Below are 15,747 nucleotides of genomic sequence, written 5' to 3'. Positions count from 1 at the left end.
CTATTGCTGGTTATTGGATGTATATTCTCTGGTCGCGAACGCGGTGGGCATGCCTTTTTGGAGCCGATACTTATATCTCGCGGCGGGTCCGGCGGAAGCTTTGTCGGATTCACGGGGTGCGCTGGGAGACGAGTCTTTCACGACCGTCATCCCAAGCGATTTCATACCACGAAGGGCTCGAAACCAGGGGGCGTACCTGCGCTCCGCGTAGACGCGCGACTCCGCAGCGCGAACACGTGGCATCGGCGCCACGCCTGAATCGGGCGACAGAGTCGCCAAGAGTGACGTACGAGCGTAGGCCCGACCAGATCAGTACGACTCGAAGAGATGGATCATCCCTGGAACGATTCGGATCGGTCTCTGGAAGCCGCCCCTGCAGTCTCAGCTGATGAGACTGCCTCGGCTCGGGTGCCGGGCTCCCACGGCCTCGTCCTATCATTTTGGGTCTGCGCCGCACTCGGCGCCTCACCATCAATCCTTCTGTGGAGATGCCCAGCAATGTCTACCTCTCTTGACCCCTCTGTGCCCAGCGCCTCGAAACGAAGAGTCGATGACGTGGCCGATGAGAACCTCACCGTCCCGCGCCGCCGGATCATCATGGCCTCGCTGATCGGGACCACGATCGAGTTCTATGACTTCTACATCTACGCCACCGCGGCCGTCTCGATCTTCCCGCTGCTCTTCTTCTACGGCGACGAGGGCTCCGCGCTGCTGGCCTCCATGGCCACATTCGGTGCGGCCTTCGTGGCGCGGCCGCTGGGCGCGATCATCTTCGGCCACTACGGGGACAAGGTCGGACGCAAGGCCACCCTGGTCGGCGCGCTGCTGACCATGGGCATCGCCACGTTCCTGATCGGTCTGCTGCCCACCTACCACCAGGTCGGGCTCTGGGCGCCCGCGATGCTGACCATCCTGCGCTTCTGCCAGGGACTGGGACTGGGCGGGGAATGGTCCGGTGCCGCGCTGCTGGCCTCGGAGACCGCCCGGCCGGGCAAGCGTGCGCAGGCGGCCATGTGGCCGCAGCTCGGTGCTCCCTTCGGCTTCATGCTCGCCAACGGCCTCTTCCTGCTGCTGGCCACCCTCTTCGCCTATGACTCCACCGCGCGTGACCTCGATGATCCGTTCCTGGTGTGGGGCTGGCGCCTGCCGTTCCTGCTCTCGGTGCTCATGGTCGCCGTCGGGCTCTACGTCCGGCTGCGGATCGAGGAGACCCCGGTGTTCGCCAAGGCCATGGCCGGCAACGAGCGGGTCAAGACCCCCATCGGGGAGGTCTTCCGGCGCAACTGGTGGGAGATCATCCTGGGCACCTTCATCATGCTGGCCACCTACGGGCTGTTCTATCTGATGACCACCTGGGTGCTCTCCTACGCCATCGGCAGCGCCGAGGTCGGAGGCCTGAGCTACGGCTACCAGGACTTCCTGGTGCTGCAGATCGTCGCCATCACCTTCTTCGCGATCTTCGTGCCGGTGGCAGGCCGACTGGCCGACCGCTTCGGCCGACGCCCGATGCTGATCGTGGTCACCCTGGCGATCATGGCCTTCGGACTGAGCTTCCGATACTGGCTCTCCGCCGACTCCATGGGCACCGGCGAGGACCTCAACGTCTGGCAGATGCTGGCCTTCCTCGCCGTCGGCATGACGCTGATGGGTCTCACCTTCGGTCCCATGTCCGCGGTGCTGCCGGAGCTGTTCCCCACGAACACCCGCTACACCGGATCGGGTGTGGCCTACAACGCCGCATCCATCCTCGGTGCGGCGCTGACCCCCTTCGTGGCGGCCTGGCTGGTGCAGGCCTACGGCGTCGGCGCGGTCGGGCTGTACCTGGCCGGACTGGGCGTGCTGACCCTGATCGCGCTGATCCTCGCCCCGGAGACCTCGAAGAAGTCCCTGTACACCGAGGCTGCCGAGTAGCCAGCCGCCTACAGCTGCCCCGTCCAAGGCCACGGCCCTGGGCGGGGCAGTGCTGTGTCCCGGGTCATCCAGGACCCGGCGAGAGCCGGCTCAGCCGTCGATGACCGCGACCAGCTCATCGAGGAACCCGCCGAAGTCGGTGCCCCGACGCAGGATCCGCTGCAGCGACTCCCGTTCGCTGAGCACCTCCACGAGCTGCTCGAAGACGGTCTGGAACGCATCGCGCTCGGACTCGGAGAACGCCGCCAGGGCCACGACCTGGATGCGCCCTTCGCCCCAGCGGATCGAACCCTCGGCGATCCCGATCGAGAGCGCGGTGCGCCGCGCCGTCATGGTCAGCGCGTGCGGGACCGCGAGGGACTCGGTGAAGGCCGTGGAGGAGAGCCGCTCGCGCTCGATCGTGCCGCGCACATAGTCCTCATCGATGATGCCCTGGGCGAGGAGCGGTGCGCTGAGCTGGCGGATCGCATCTTCTTCGTCCTTCGCCCGGAGCGGGCGGAGGAAGGCATCGGGGCTGAAGTAGCGCTCCAGCTCTCCGCGCAGCCGGGTGAGCCGCCGGGTGCGACGACGCCTCGACGCCACCGCGGCGATGCGCTGCATGTCGGCGTCGGTGATGAACGGGGCAAGCTGGACCGTGCGCTCATCGGGCACCGGGGGTTCGATCGTGGTCAGCACCAGATCGGTGTTCATTCCAGCCCAGTCGGGATCCGTCCGGGTCTCCACCGCGGTGACCTCGATGCCAGGCCCGAGTGATTCATCCAGCCGCGAGCGCAGCAGGTCATGGAGCTCGTAGTAACCGGGGCAGACGATGGTCGCGGTCAGCGCGGCCTCGGCGCGGCGGCTGCGTTCCAGTCGGCCGCCCACATGCATTGCGATGTAGGCGATCTCATCCTCGCGGATCAGCACGTCCAGCTGCTCGGTGATGTCGCTGGCGATGGAGACCGCGACCTGGAAGATCATCGGATAGCTGGACTTCAGCGACTTGGTCAGCGGATTGCGTGAGAAGGCCTGCTCCCGCGCCCGATGGACCAGATTCTGCACGTGCAGGCTCAGTCGCCGGATGAAGTCGGCGTGGGCGATGTCCACCAGATACTCCTCCGCGGCGTGGCCCACGGCGCGGATCACCGCCCGCTCCACCTCGGGGTCCAGCGGCACCTCGGTGCCCGCGCTGCCGTCCGAGGCGACCACCCGGGTCAGCACCAGCGAGGCCAGATGCTGCAGGTCGCCCTGGCCCAGACTCACTCCGAAGTGCTGGGAGGCCAGAGCCCCGACGACGCCGGCCAGCCGTTCCTGCTGGGCGCTGGGCTGCAGATGGGTCCCCTCCAGCGGGTGGCCGTGGCTGACCCGGTCGGCGGCGATGGCCACGTGCAGGACCACATCGGCGGAGGCGAACTCGTTGACGTAGTAGCCCTGCTCGGCCAGCTGGGCCGCCAGTTCTCGCTTGAACGGACCGAAGGCCTCCGCCTCCAGAGACCCCAGTCCCGCCGCACGGCGCAGGCCCTCGCCGTCGAAGGAGCCGTGCTCCATCTCTTCATGGGCGAGCTTCGAGACCAGCCGCCGCTGGGCGAGCTCATCGCCGACCAGCAGCGCACGCGCGCCTGAACGTTGGATGGTGTTGCCGGTGCCGGCCAGCAGCTCGCGGACCCGGACCAGATCGGCCTCCACCGTGGCCATGGAGACATAGAGGCGTTCGGCGGTGCGGCGCAGATCGATCCCGTTCTGCGCCTCGAGCAGCTCGTGCACCAGGCCGTGGAGCCGGTCCCGGGTCGAGGCGCGGCCGGAGTCGCTGCGCAGCGCTGCCAGTGCGGCCCGGTCCGCCCGGTATCCGGCGGGCCCGGATTCGATCAGCGCCGTCGGCAGGGCGGATGCCGAGTGCGCGACGGTCGAACGAGGTGCCGCGGAGTTTGAGGTGCTGGAGTCGGAAGAGGCCGGGTGAGGAGCAGCGGCCTGCGGTCCAGCGGCGGCGCGTGCATTGAGCTGAGCGATATAGGACCTGACGCTTCGCGGGGTGACGCCGAGCAGGTCAGCCAGCGAGCCTGCGGTGATCCACCCGGGCTCACGCAGGAGCAGGTTGATCAGCTGCTCCTGGCGTCTGCTCATCCGGTCCACGCTCAAACCTTACCGGCCGGCCACATCGGCCGGGCGATTCTTCCTCCCCGGCGGAAAGAACTCTCGGCCCCACGCCGGTGCAGTGTGCCCTGAATCACTGCACAATCGAGGAGGAAGGAGTGTGAGATCAATGGAGATCCTGGTGGTCTGTGGTGCTGGCGCGTCCAGCACCTTCGTGGCACAGCGTGTGAAGAAGGCGATGCGCCTGGCCGGCGTGCCCTACGCAGTGCGCGCAGGAAACCAGGCCTCCCTGCTGCATGATCTCGACTCCGCAGATCTGATCCTCCTGGGCCCGCATCTGGCGGACTCGCTGGAGGACATCCAAGGACTCACCGCGCCGGCAGGCACCGTGGTGAGACTGCTTCCGGCAGACATCTATACCGACCTCGAAGGCACCAGCGCCTTGGCGCTGATCCTCGAGGCCCTCCCCATGCCCGACGCGGCCGCCGCCGCATCAACCCGAAAGGGACTCTCATGAGCTCCACTCGCACTGTCACCGTCGCCTCCTCCCAGGGGCTGCACGCACGTCCGGCCAAGCTGTTCGTGGAGGCCGCCCAGGCCTCCGGCGCGCAGGTGACGATCGCCAAGGGTGAGAAGTCCGTCAACGCGGCCAGCATCCTCGGGGTGCTCTCCCTCGGCGTGGAGAAGAACGATCAGGTGGTGCTCACCGCCGAAGGCGGGAACGAGGAGCAGACCCTGGAGAGCCTGGAGCAGTTCCTGACCACCGACCACGACGAGGCCTCCTGATGCCGGAGCTCTCCGGAATCGGCGTCGGAAGGGGCATCGCCGCGGGACCCGTGGCCCGAATGTCCGCTCCGCCGCCGGCGCCCGCGGATGAAGCCTCCGCGCTCAGCGCCGACGCTGAGACGCAGCGGGTGCAGGTGGCAGTCGCCGAAGTGGCCGCCGAGCTCGAAGCCCGCGGCCGCACCGCCGGCGGCATGGCCCGCGACGTGCTCGAGGCTCAGGCCATGATGGCCCAGGACCCGACCCTGCACGACGCCGTGGCGACCCGGCTGAAGGCGGGCAAGACCGGCGAATACGCCGTGCACGAGGCCTTCGCCGAGTTCCGCGCCACGCTGGAGGCGCTCGGCGGCTATCTCGGCGAGCGCGCCTCGGACCTCTCCGACGTGTCCCAGCGCGTGATCGCCAGCCTGCGTGGGCTGCCCGCCCCGGGCATCCCGGACCCCGGACACCCGTTCATCCTGGTGGCCGAGGATCTGGCGCCGGCGGACACCGCGCTGCTGAACCTGGACCAGGTCCTCGCCCTGGTGACCATCCAGGGCGGACCGACCTCGCACACCGCGATCCTGGCGCGCGAGAAGTCCATCACCGCCATCGTCGGCGTCGCCGAGGCCGAGAGCCTTCTGGAGGGCCAGCAGGTGATCGTCGACGCCGGAGCCGGCGCGGTGATCGCTGATCCGACCCAGGAACAGCTCGACGAGGCCGAGGCCCGCCGCGCCGCGCATGCGGCGGAGGCCGTGGCACCGGTGACTCCGGGCGCCCTGGCAGACGGCACCGCGGTGCCGCTGCTGGCGAACCTCGGCTCGGCCAAGAGCGCGGCCAAGGCGGTGGCGCTGGGCGCCGAAGGTGTGGGGCTCTTCCGCACCGAGTTTCTCTTCCTCAGCGCCGACGAGGCGCCCTCGGTGGAAGAGCAGCGCGAGGCCTACCAGTCGGTGCTCGAGGCCTTCCCCGGCCAGAAGGTGGTGGTCCGAGCCCTCGACGCCGGCGCTGACAAGCCGCTGAGCTTCCTCAACGACGCGCCCGAGGAGAACCCGGCACTGGGTCTGCGCGGACTGCGCGCGCTGATGGCCAATGAGCAGATCCTCACGGACCAGCTCACCGCCCTGGCCCAGGCGCAGGAGAACACCGATGCCGACGTCTGGGTGATGGCTCCGATGGTCTCCACCGTGGAGGAGGCCGAAGCGTTCACGGCGCTGGCCAAGGAGCACGGTCTGCAGACGGCCGGGGTCATGGTGGAGGTCCCCTCGATCGCGCTGATGGCCGATGAGCTGCTCACACGCACCGACTTCGCCTCCATCGGCACCAACGACCTGACCCAGTACACGATGGCGGCCGACCGCCTGCTCGGTTCCGTGGCGTCCCTGCAGGATCCCTGGCACCCCGCGGTGCTGCGGCTGATCCGTGAAGTCGGCGCCGCCGGGATCGCTTCGAAGAAGCCCGTCGGAGTCTGTGGCGAGGCCGCCGCGGACCCGCTGCTCGCCGTCGTCCTGGTCGGACTCGGCGTGAACACGCTCTCGATGTCTCCGGCCGCGCTCGCAGATGTGCGGGCCGAGCTGAAGCTGCACACCTTGGAGGAGGCACGCTCCATCGCCGCCGCCGCGCTTGCTGCCGCCACCGCGGCGCAGGCGCGGGAAGCCGCACAGACCGCGGCGCAGAAGTCCTGAACCACGACTGAACAACTGAATCATCGCCTAAGTCGCTGAGACCGGCCCTCGTTCCAGGGCCGACACCTTTGACGCACCCGCAGGGGGCGTCTCACCATCACAAGAAAGAGGCCCCGTCATGACAACGGTGTCAGCTGAGACGAAGGATCGGGGCGGCACACGTGTGGCCGTCCAGCGATTCGGCTCATTCCTGTCGGGCATGATCATGCCCAACATCCCCGCCCTTATCGCCTGGGGCATCATCACCGCGCTGTTCATCGAGGTCGGTCCGTTCCCGAACGAGGCGCTCGCCTCGATCGTCGGTCCGATGATCCACTACCTGCTGCCGATCCTGATCGCCATGCAGGGTGGCCGGATGATCTACGACACGCGCGGTGCCGTCGTCGGCGCGATCGCCACCATGGGCGTCATCGCTGGCTCCGACTGGCTCGTCGCCCAGTTCAACGCGACCCTCCCAGAGGGTGCCGGCGAACTGGGGCAGGTCCACATGTTCATCGGTGCGATGATCATGGGTCCCCTGGGCGCCTACGCGATCAAGCAGCTCGACAAGCTGTGGGAGGGCAAGATCAAGTCCGGCTTCGAGATGCTGGTCAACATGTTCTCCGCAGGCATCGGCGGCTTCCTGCTGGCCCTCGCCGGCTTCTACTGGGTCGCTCCTGCGATCAACGCGCTGATGGATGTCATGGGCAACGCGGTGCGCTGGCTCATCGAGACCAATCTGCTGCCGCTGACCTCGGTCATCATCGAACCAGCGAAGGTCTTCTTCCTCAACAACGCCATCAACCACGGTGTGCTGACGCCCTTGGGCATCGCGGATGCGGCTGAGAACGGCCAGTCGATCCTGTTCCTGCTCGAGGCCAACCCGGGGCCCGGCTTCGGCGTCCTGCTGGCCTTCTCGATCTTCGGCACCGGCATTGCACGGGCCACCGCCCCCGGTGCTCTGCTCATCCAGTTCGTCGGCGGCATCCACGAGGTCTACTTCCCCTACGTGCTGATGAAGCCAGCGCTGCTGATCGCCATGATCGCCGGTGGCGCCACGGGCGTCGGCACCAACATGGTCTTCGAGTCGGGTCTGCGAGCGCCCGCCGCACCGGGTTCGATCATCGCGGTGGTGGCGCAGACCGCGCAGGGCTCCTACGTCGGGGTCATCCTCTCGGTGATCCTCTCGGCAACGGTGACCTTCTCGGTCGCTTCGGTCATCCTGCTCTCCAGCCGGAAGCGTGATCTTGCGGCGAATGAGGACAGCTTCGCGGCGGCCGTGGCGAAGACCGAGGCGAACAAGGGCAGGTCCTCCTCGCATCTGGCGAACCTCTCCGCCGCGACCCAGGTCCCGGCGCAGAAGATCACGAACATCATCTTCGCCTGCGACGCCGGCATGGGCTCCTCCGCGATGGGCGCCTCGGTGCTGCGCAAGAAGATCTCCGGGGCAGGCATCGAAGGCGTCACGGTCACCAACAAGGCCGTCGCCTCGCTGCCGGGGGACGCCGATCTGGTCATCACCCAGCAGCAGCTCACCGATCGGGCACGCGCCAAGGAGCCGCAGGCGGTGCACGTCTCGGTGGACAGCTTCATGAACGCCCCGGAGTACGACGACGTCGTCACGCTGATCCGGCAGAGCGAGGCCAGGTCCTCCGGACGGGATGCTGATGACGGCGTCGACTCGCACGAGTCCTCCGCCGGGGGAGTCGCCATGGACACCCGTGTGCGCAGCGACTCACAGATCCTGACCCGCTCGCAGGTCCGCATCCACACCGGCTCCGCCACCCAGGACGAGGCGCTCACCGAAGCGGCCGAGATCCTCGGCGCAGCCGGCGCGGTGACCGAGGAGTACCTCAGGGCCATGAAGGAGCGCGAGGCCACGGTCTCCACCTACATGGGCAACGAGCTGGCCATCCCACACGGCACCAACGACGCGAAGTCAGCTGTTCTGGCCTCGGCGCTCTCGGTGACCCGCTACGACGGCGGCGTGGACTGGGCCGGAGAGAAGGTCACCTTCGTGATCGGCATCGCCGGGGTCGGTGACGAGCACCTGGAGATCCTCTCCAAGATCGCTGAGCTCTTCTCCGACGACGCGGAGGTCGCCAAGCTCAAGCAGGCCTCCTCCGAGGAGGAGCTGTTGACGCTGCTCTCGGCGGTCAACGCCGGCTGAGCCTGGGCTGACACCGGTGCCCGCGGGCACCCGCTGAGCCGAAGGGGGGTGCGTCACACGGATCACCGGTGGCGCACCCCCTTCGCCGCTGCACACACCACATACATCTGAGCACTCAACCTTCGGGAGTCAACATGCTGGCAGTCCATTTCGGCGCGGGAAACATCGGCCGCGGCTTCGTAGGAACCCTGCTGCACGAGGGAGGCTATGAGGTGGTCTTCTCCGACGTCGCAGCACCCCTGGTGGACGCGCTCTCGGATGCGCGCAGCTACACCGTGCACGAGGTCGGAGCCGGTGGCGTCGACCGGGAGGTCACGAACTTCCGGGCACTGAACAGCACCGAGGACCCGCAGGCGGTGGCCGCAGAGGTCGCCTCCGCCGATGTGGTCACCACCGCCGTGGGACCTGCCATCTTGAAGTTCATCGCCCCGCATGTGCTCTCCGGCCTGCTGCAGCGCCCGGCCGAGGCCCAGCCGCTGCAGATCATGGCGTGCGAGAACGCCCTGGGCGCCACCGACACGCTGCGCGACCATGTGCAGGAGCTCGCCGGGGAGCAGTGGGAGATGCTCTCGGCCCGGGCAGTGTTCGCCAACACCGCGGTGGACCGGATCGTCCCGGGACAGCCCGTCGACGGAGGAGTCGACGTCACCGTGGAGCCGTTCTACGAATGGGCCATCGAAGCAGGACCCTTCGGTGAGGACCGGCCGAACATCCCGGGCGCCCACTTCGTGGACGACCTCGGCCCCTATATCGAGCGCAAGCTCTTCACCGTGAACACCGGCCACGCCGCCACCGCCTACCTGGGGTTCCGCGCGGGCCGCAGCACGATCGCCGAGGCGCTGACCGATGAGACGGTCTTCGCCGGAGTCCGTGCCGCCCTCGAGGAGACCTCGGCGCTGCTGGTGGACAAGCACGGCTTCGCCCCCGAGGAGATGGCCGCCTACCGAGCGACCATCCTGGAGCGCTTCCGCAACCCGGAGCTTCCAGACACCGTGGATCGGGTGGGGCGGCAGCCGCTGCGCAAGCTCTCCCGGCACGAACGCCTGATCGGGCCCGCCGTGGAGGCGGCGGAGCGCGGCCTGAGCGTGGAGGGGCTGCTCGCCGTCGTCGAGGCGGCGCTGCACTTCGAGTCGGCCGCCGATGAGCAGACCCAGCAGCTGCAGAAGCTGCTCACCGAGCTCGACGCCGACGCGCTGACCGCCCAGATCACCGGGCTGCAACCGGCAGATCCGCTCTACAGCAGAGTCCGCGAGCTGGTCACCGCCCGGCAGGGCTGACCACCCGCACCACCCCGGGGACTTCCCTCCACACGCTGACCACACCCGTTTGTCGCGATGCGGAGGATCTGCTGGGGGAGGATCAGTCGATGATGCTGGCCACGACCTGGCCGGCGGTCACGGTGGACCCGGCCTTGGCCTTGAGCCCCTTCAACCGGCCGGCCTTGTGCGCGGTGATGGGCTGCTCCATCTTCATCGCCTCCAGGACCAGCACCAGATCTCCTTCGGCGACCTTCGCGCCGTCCTTCGCGGCCACCTTCACGATCGTGCCCTGCATCGGTGAGGTCAGATCATCCCCAGAGACCGCCGCGGCGGAGGTGCTGCGCGCCTTGCGCCGCTTCTTGCCCCCGGCGGGCTTGCCGCCGAGCTTGCCGCCGGCCAGGGCCGCGGGCAGGTTCACCGTGATGCGCTTGCCGTTGACCTCCATCACCACCGACTCGCGCGGCTCCTCATGGTCGTGGGCCGGGTGGGCCATGAGCGCGTTGTACGGCGGGATCTGGTTGTTGAACTCGGTCTCGATCCACCGCGTGTGCACGCTGAAACTCTCCGCGGCGGGCGCCCGGCGTCGTGCCAGCCGCTCGGCGGCCTGGGAGACCGCGTTGCCGTGGCCTCCAGCTGCTCCTGTGCCTGAGGAGGTCTGGGTCGCGGCGGCAGGGACCAGCTCGGGGGCGAAGGCGATGTCTTCGAGCACCGCACGGTGGAAGGGCAGAACCGTGGGCATGCCTTCGACCTTCATCTCCTTCAGCGCGCGTCGGGCACGGCGCAGCGCCTGCTCGCGGGTGGCGCCGGTGATGATGACCTTGGCGATCATCGAATCGAAGGCTCCGGAGATCGTCTCCCCGGCGTGGACGCCGGAGTCCACCCGGACGCCGGGCCCGTGCGGAAGATCGAAGGTCTCCAGGGTGCCCGGTGCGGGCATGAAGTTGCGCCCCGGGTCCTCCCCGTTGATGCGGAACTCGATGCTGTGCCCGCGGATCTCCGGATCCTCGTAGCCCAGGCGCTCGCCCCGGGCGATCCGGAACTGCTCACGGACCAGGTCGATGCCGGTGACCTCCTCGGAGACCGGGTGCTCGACCTGCAGCCGGGTGTTGACCTCCAGGAAGCTGATGGTGCCGTCCTGACCGATGAGGAACTCACAGGTGCCGGCGCCCACATAGCCGGCCTCACGCATGATGGCCTTGGAGGACCGGTAGAGCTGCCGGTTCTGCGCCCGGGTCAGGAACGGCGCCGGGGCCTCCTCGACGAGCTTCTGGTTCCGCCGCTGCAGCGAGCAGTCCCGGGTGGAGACGACGACGACGTTGCCGTGTTCGTCCGCCAGGCACTGGGTCTCGACATGGCGCGGGGAGTCCAGGAAGCGTTCGATGAAACACTCGCCGCGACCGAAGGCGGAGACCGCCTCGCGCACCGCGGATTCGAAGAGCTCGGCTATCTCGTCATGTTCACGCACCACCTTGATGCCGCGGCCGCCGCCGCCGTAGGCGGCCTTGATGGCCAGCGGAAGTCCCTGCTTCTCGGCGAAGCGCATGACCTCTTTGGCGTCCTTGACCGGTTCCTTGGTGCCCGGCGCCAGCGGCGCACCCACCCGCTCGGCGAGCTGCCGCGCCGAGACCTTGTCTCCGAGGATGTCGATGGCCTTCGGCGAGGGCCCGATCCAGGTCAGCCCGGCGTCGATCACGGCCTGGGCGAACTCGGCGTTCTCGGAGAGGAACCCGTAGCCGGGATGCACGGCGTCGGCGCCGGTGGCCCGGGCCGCCGCGAGGATCTTCGGGATGCTCAGGTAGCTCTCGGCGGCTGTGGCGCCGCCGAGGGCGTAGGCCTCGTCGGCCATGCGCACATGCACCGAGTCACGGTCCGGGTCGGCATAGACGGCGACGGCGGCCAGCCCCTCGTCCTGGGCGGCGCGGATGACGCGCACGGCGATCTCGCCGCGGTTGGCGATCAGGACCTTGGTGAACTCGGTCATGGTTCCTCTCTCTGCTTTCGCTGTCGCCCACCGGTGAGGGTGGGTCTGCAGGCGCGGGAAGTGCCGCCCCTGGGAAGTCTCAGGTGTGGGTGGGCGCGGGCGGCGGGGACCACAGGTCGGTGATGGAATGCCCCAGCTCGGCGAGCATCGAGTGCAGCGCCGCGGGGGAGACCCCGATGACGGAGAGGTGGTCCCCCTCGATCGCCTCGATGAAGGCGGCGCCGCGGCCGTCGATGGTGAAGCCGCCGGCGCAGTTCAGCGGCTCGCCGGACTCGGCGTAGCGCTGGATCTCGGCGTCGGTGGGTTCACCGAAGCTGACTCGGGTGGAGACCGTGCGCTGGGCCCGGGTGCCGGTGGAGGCGTCGATCAGGGCGTGGCCGGTGTGCAGCACCCCGGTGCGTCCGCGCATCTGCTTCCAGCGCTGCACCGCGACATCGACCTCGAAGGGCTTCCCGTAGCTGGCGCCGTCGAGCTCGAAGACCGAGTCGCAGCCGAGCACCATCACCGAGGGTCGGCTGTTGATGCCGGGCAGATTCGCGACGGCGGCGGCCTTCAGGTCAGCGAGCAGCTGAGCCTCCATGGCCGGGGTGAGCTGATCGCCGTCGAGCTTCTCCTGGGCGGCGGCCACCGCGGCGGGCTCGTCGACATCGGAGACGCGGACTGTGAAGATCACGTCGGCCTGGGTCAGGATGCGGGCTCGGCTGGTCGAGGCGGAGCCGAGGATCAGGCGGGTCATCGCAGGCCCGCCGCATGCTTCCAGGAGTCCGGCCCGGGCCGACCCCACAGGCCGAGCCGACGGCGCCGCTGCAGGGTGCGGTCGCTGGGGCCGGCGCTGCCGGCCCCGTTGTGCTCGACCTCCGAGGCTCCGGCCAGGGTGCCCAGCACGGCGGTCACCGCGGCGAGCTCTTCATCGTTGAGAGTCCCTCCGGCCATCTGCAGGTCCGAGCCGTCCACGGCCTCGGCATCCTGCTCAGCCTCGGAGTCCTGCTCAGAGCCAGAGTCCGGCTCGGCCTCAACGGACGCATCAGACACGAGCGTCGCGGCAGGCTCGGCCGCGTCGGTGGAGACGCTCGCCGCGGCGTCGGCCTCGGGGAGCTGCTCGGTGCTCAGGATTGCGTGGGTCATGGTCTGAAGCCCTTCTAGAGCGGAATGTTTCCGTGCTTCTTGGCCGGCAGCGCCTCGCGCTTGTGCTGGGTGGCGCGCAGGGCGTTGGAGATCTGCCAGCGGGTCTCGGCAGGTTCGATCACCGCGTCGATGTAGCCGAGCTCAGCCGCCTGGTAGGGGTTCAGCAGCTCGGCCTCGTAGTCGGCGATCAGCGACTTCCGGCGTCCCTCCACGTCCCCGCCGGACTTCTCCACCGCGGCGAGGTCGCGCCGGTAGAGGATGTTCACCGCGCCCTGGGCCCCCATCACCCCGATCTGCGCGGTGGGCCAGGCCAGGTTCACATCGGCGCCGAGCTTCTTGGAGCCCATCACGATGTAGGCGCCGCCGAAGGCCTTGCGGGTGATCACCGTGATCTTCGGCACCGTCGCCTCGGCGTAGGCGTAGAGCAGCTTGGCGCCGCGCCGGATGATCCCGTTGAACTCCTGGTCGGTGCCGGGCAGGAAGCCCGGGACGTCGACCAGGGTCAGGATCGGGATGTTGAAGGAGTCGCAGAAGCGGACGAACCGGGCGGCCTTCTCGGAGGCGGCGATGTCCAGGGTGCCGGCGAACTGGGTGGGCTGGTTCGCGACCACGCCGACCGAGCGGCCCTCGACCCGGCCGAAGCCGATGGTGACGTTGGGGGCGTAGAGGCTCTGCAGCTCCAGGAAGTGGCCGTCATCGAGGATCTGTTCGATCAGGACGCGCATGTCATAGGGGGCGGAGGAGGAGTCCGGGATCAGCGCATTGAGCGCCTCGTCGCCGGTCTCGATCTTGGGCCGCTCCTCATGGTCCTCGATGGGGGCCTCCGCCAGGTTGTTCAGCGGGAGGAACTCCAGCAGCTCCTTGGCGAACTCCACGGCGTCGGCCTCGTCGGAGGCCATATAGGCCGCCGTTCCGGTGACCGTGGAGTGGGACCGGGCCCCGCCCAGGGTCTCCATGTCGACGTCCTCACCGGTGACGGACTTGATGACGTCGGGCCCGGTGATGAACATGTGGGAGGTCTTGTCCACCATGATCACGAAGTCGGTCAGCGCAGGGGAGTAGGCGGCGCCGCCGGCGGCAGGGCCCATGATCAGGGTGATCTGCGGTATCACTCCAGAAGAGTGGACGTTGTTCCGGAAGATGTCGGCGAACATCGCCAGCGAGGACACGCCCTCCTGGATGCGCGCCCCGCCGCCGTCGTTGATCCCGATCACCGGGCAGCCGTTGCGGGCGGCGAACTCCTGGACCTTGACGATCTTCTCCCCGTTGACCTTCGAGAGGGATCCGCCGAAGACCGTGAAGTCTTGGGAGTAGACGGCGACGAGGCGATCATCGATGGTGCCGTAGCCCGAGACCAGTCCGTCGCCCAGCGGATGGCGGGTCTCCATCCCGAAGGAGCTGGAGCGGTGCACCGCCATGGCGTCGAGCTCGACGAAGGAGTCGGGATCCAGGAGCATGTCGATGCGTTCGCGGGCGGTGTTCTTCCCGCGGCTGTGCTGCTTCGCGACGGCTTCCTCCCCGGCAGGGGCATGGGTCTTGTCGCGTCGCCGGCGGAAGTCGGCCAGCTTGCCGGCGGTGGTGGTGAGATCTGACGTCATGGCTGCGCGGTGGCACCTTTCCGATCGCAGGCTGGAGGAAGTCCACAATTCAGCGGCCAGTCTATCCACGGGTGGGGGCCGTTCCGCTGTGGACTCTCTACAAAAAGCCAGACGGGACTTGCATGCTTGGACGAAGCCAGACGCTTCCACCCATGGTTACTCACCGGTAGGGTGCTCCTATGACCCAGTTCACAACACCTGACACCGAACCTGCCGCGAAGACCAGTCCCGCCGCCGCCGGGGAACTCACCGGACGCACCGCGCTGATCTCCGGCGGATCCCGGGGCATCGGACACGCCATCGCCGTCGCACTGGCGGCCCGTGGAGCCAACGTGGCGCTGCTGGCCAAGACCGACACCCCGCATCCGAAGCTCGCCGGCACCGTGCACACCGCGGTGGAGGACATCCGGGCGGCCGGCGGTCAGGGACTGGCCGTGGTCGGCGACGTGCGCCGCGATGAGGACGTGCTCTCCGCCGTCGAGCAGACCGTGGAGGCCTTCGGCGGGATCGACATCGTCATCAACAACGCCTCGGCGATCGATCTCTCACCCACCGAGGTGCTGGACATGAAGCGCTACGACCTGATGCACGACATCAACGTCCGCGGCACCTTCCTGCTCTCGAAGACCGCCGCTCCGCACCTGCGCACCAGCGCCGCGAAGCACCGGGCCCCCGCCGACGGCACGGCCTCGGGGTCTGCGGCAGGAGCAGCGGCGGAGCCGGAATTCACCCCGCAGATCCTGACCCTCTCCCCGCCGCTGGCGCTGAGCGAGGCCGGCCTGGACCCGATCTGGCTCGGTCGGCATCTGGCCTACACGATGTCCAAGTACGGGATGTCGATGACCACCGTGGGTCTGGCCGCCGAGCTCGAGCCAGACGGCGTGGCGGTGAACTCGCTCTGGCCCGCCACCTATATCGACACCGCCGCGATCCGGAACCTGGCCGCGCTCGCCGGTGAGCAGGGCGAGACCATGATCCGCGGAGCCCGACGGGTGGACATCGTCGCCGACGCCGCCGTGGCCATGCTCTCCGGCCAGGTCACCACGGCCGCGCCCGATGGGAAGCTGCGCCCGATCAGCGGGGCCTTCCTCACCGACGAGCAGGTGCTGCGCCAGCTGGGCGTCGAGGACTTCACCGACTATGCGGTGGATCCCGAGGCCGAGCTGATCCCCGACGCCTTCCTCTGAGGGGTCCCCGCCGATCCCGTGGC

The 15,747-nt window shown here is 68.5% G+C and carries 12 protein-coding genes; 7 read left to right on the top strand and 5 right to left on the bottom strand.

Translation table 11 applies throughout. From position 1 onward, the window contains the following. Positions 1 to 498 precede the first annotated feature (498 nt). Positions 499 to 1,911 carry an MFS transporter gene (locus LSI54_RS04305; RefSeq protein WP_241465345.1) on the top strand — a complete coding sequence of 471 codons (1,413 nt, stop codon included), beginning with the start codon at positions 499 to 501 and terminating at the stop codon, positions 1,909 to 1,911. 90 nt (positions 1,912 to 2,001) lie between these two features. On the opposite strand, the gene LSI54_RS04300 is transcribed toward LSI54_RS04305, so the two are convergent. Continuing rightward, positions 2,002 to 4,011 carry a BglG family transcription antiterminator gene (locus LSI54_RS04300; RefSeq protein WP_241477832.1) on the bottom strand — a complete coding sequence of 670 codons (2,010 nt, stop codon included), beginning with the start codon at positions 4,009 to 4,011 and terminating at the stop codon, positions 2,002 to 2,004. 139 nt (positions 4,012 to 4,150) lie between these two features. On the opposite strand from LSI54_RS04300, the gene LSI54_RS04295 reads away from it, so the two are divergent. From LSI54_RS04295 to LSI54_RS04275, 5 genes are all read left to right on the top strand, one after another. Then, positions 4,151 to 4,498 carry a PTS sugar transporter subunit IIB gene (locus tag LSI54_RS04295; RefSeq protein WP_241465343.1) on the top strand — a complete coding sequence of 116 codons (348 nt, stop codon included), beginning with the start codon at positions 4,151 to 4,153 and terminating at the stop codon, positions 4,496 to 4,498. After that, positions 4,495 to 4,767 carry an HPr family phosphocarrier protein gene (locus LSI54_RS04290; RefSeq protein WP_241465342.1) on the top strand — a complete coding sequence of 91 codons (273 nt, stop codon included), beginning with the start codon at positions 4,495 to 4,497 and terminating at the stop codon, positions 4,765 to 4,767. The genes LSI54_RS04295 and LSI54_RS04290 overlap by 4 nt, the downstream gene beginning before the upstream one ends. Next, positions 4,767 to 6,425: a phosphoenolpyruvate--protein phosphotransferase gene (ptsP, locus tag LSI54_RS04285; protein ID WP_241477831.1), complete on the top strand. Its 1,659-nt coding sequence runs from the start codon at positions 4,767 to 4,769 to the stop codon at positions 6,423 to 6,425. The genes LSI54_RS04290 and ptsP overlap by 1 nt, the downstream gene beginning before the upstream one ends. Before the next feature lie 118 nt (positions 6,426 to 6,543). Then, on the top strand, positions 6,544 to 8,574 hold the full coding sequence (locus LSI54_RS04280; RefSeq protein WP_241465340.1) for a PTS mannitol transporter subunit IICBA: 2,031 nt from the start codon (positions 6,544 to 6,546) through the stop codon (positions 8,572 to 8,574). Between the two features lie 134 nt (positions 8,575 to 8,708). After that, entirely contained in the window at positions 8,709 to 9,851 is a 1,143-nt protein-coding gene (locus tag LSI54_RS04275; protein ID WP_241477830.1) for a mannitol-1-phosphate 5-dehydrogenase, read from the top strand. 82 nt (positions 9,852 to 9,933) lie between these two features. Here the strand turns inward: LSI54_RS04275 and LSI54_RS04270 are convergent, their stop codons facing one another. The 4 genes from LSI54_RS04270 to LSI54_RS04255 all read right to left on the bottom strand — a co-directional run bounded on the left by LSI54_RS04270 (position 9,934) and on the right by LSI54_RS04255 (position 14,537). After that, the gene (locus tag LSI54_RS04270; RefSeq protein WP_241477829.1) at positions 9,934 to 11,814 is read right to left on the bottom strand and encodes an ATP-binding protein; all 1,881 of its coding nucleotides are present in this window, start codon (positions 11,812 to 11,814) and stop codon (positions 9,934 to 9,936) included. 79 nt (positions 11,815 to 11,893) lie between these two features. Further along, the gene (locus tag LSI54_RS04265) at positions 11,894 to 12,550 is read right to left on the bottom strand and encodes a Maf family protein (protein WP_241477828.1); all 657 of its coding nucleotides are present in this window, start codon (positions 12,548 to 12,550) and stop codon (positions 11,894 to 11,896) included. Continuing rightward, positions 12,547 to 12,939, bottom strand: a complete 393-nt coding sequence (locus LSI54_RS04260; protein WP_241477827.1) for an acyl-CoA carboxylase epsilon subunit — start codon at positions 12,937 to 12,939, stop codon at positions 12,547 to 12,549. The genes LSI54_RS04265 and LSI54_RS04260 overlap by 4 nt, the downstream gene beginning before the upstream one ends. A 14-nt stretch (positions 12,940 to 12,953) precedes the next feature. Further along, positions 12,954 to 14,537: an acyl-CoA carboxylase subunit beta gene (locus tag LSI54_RS04255; RefSeq protein ID WP_241465335.1), complete on the bottom strand. Its 1,584-nt coding sequence runs from the start codon at positions 14,535 to 14,537 to the stop codon at positions 12,954 to 12,956. Between the two features lie 179 nt (positions 14,538 to 14,716). On the opposite strand from LSI54_RS04255, the gene LSI54_RS04250 reads away from it, so the two are divergent. Then, positions 14,717 to 15,724 carry an SDR family NAD(P)-dependent oxidoreductase gene (locus LSI54_RS04250; RefSeq protein ID WP_241465334.1) on the top strand — a complete coding sequence of 336 codons (1,008 nt, stop codon included), beginning with the start codon at positions 14,717 to 14,719 and terminating at the stop codon, positions 15,722 to 15,724. Positions 15,725 to 15,747: the final 23 nt, after the last annotated feature.

This window comes from Nesterenkonia sp. AY15, from assembly GCF_022565855.1.
Classification (GTDB): domain Bacteria; phylum Actinomycetota; class Actinomycetes; order Actinomycetales; family Micrococcaceae; genus Nesterenkonia.
This window is presented reverse-complemented; position numbering and strand designations above follow the sequence as displayed.

Coding starts and splice junctions, on each gene's coding strand:
- LSI54_RS04305 (WP_241465345.1), top strand. CDS start 499: ATGTCTACCTCTCTTGACCCCTCTGTGCCCAGCGCCTCGAAACGAAGA.
- LSI54_RS04300 (WP_241477832.1), bottom strand. CDS start 4,011: ATGAGCAGACGCCAGGAGCAGCTGATCAACCTGCTCCTGCGTGAGCCC.
- LSI54_RS04295 (WP_241465343.1), top strand. CDS start 4,151: ATGGAGATCCTGGTGGTCTGTGGTGCTGGCGCGTCCAGCACCTTCGTG.
- LSI54_RS04290 (WP_241465342.1), top strand. CDS start 4,495: ATGAGCTCCACTCGCACTGTCACCGTCGCCTCCTCCCAGGGGCTGCAC.
- ptsP (WP_241477831.1), top strand. CDS start 4,767: ATGCCGGAGCTCTCCGGAATCGGCGTCGGAAGGGGCATCGCCGCGGGA.
- LSI54_RS04280 (WP_241465340.1), top strand. CDS start 6,544: ATGACAACGGTGTCAGCTGAGACGAAGGATCGGGGCGGCACACGTGTG.
- LSI54_RS04275 (WP_241477830.1), top strand. CDS start 8,709: ATGCTGGCAGTCCATTTCGGCGCGGGAAACATCGGCCGCGGCTTCGTA.
- LSI54_RS04270 (WP_241477829.1), bottom strand. CDS start 11,814: ATGACCGAGTTCACCAAGGTCCTGATCGCCAACCGCGGCGAGATCGCC.
- LSI54_RS04265 (WP_241477828.1), bottom strand. CDS start 12,550: ATGACCCGCCTGATCCTCGGCTCCGCCTCGACCAGCCGAGCCCGCATC.
- LSI54_RS04260 (WP_241477827.1), bottom strand. CDS start 12,939: ATGACCCACGCAATCCTGAGCACCGAGCAGCTCCCCGAGGCCGACGCC.
- LSI54_RS04255 (WP_241465335.1), bottom strand. CDS start 14,537: ATGACGTCAGATCTCACCACCACCGCCGGCAAGCTGGCCGACTTCCGC.
- LSI54_RS04250 (WP_241465334.1), top strand. CDS start 14,717: ATGACCCAGTTCACAACACCTGACACCGAACCTGCCGCGAAGACCAGT.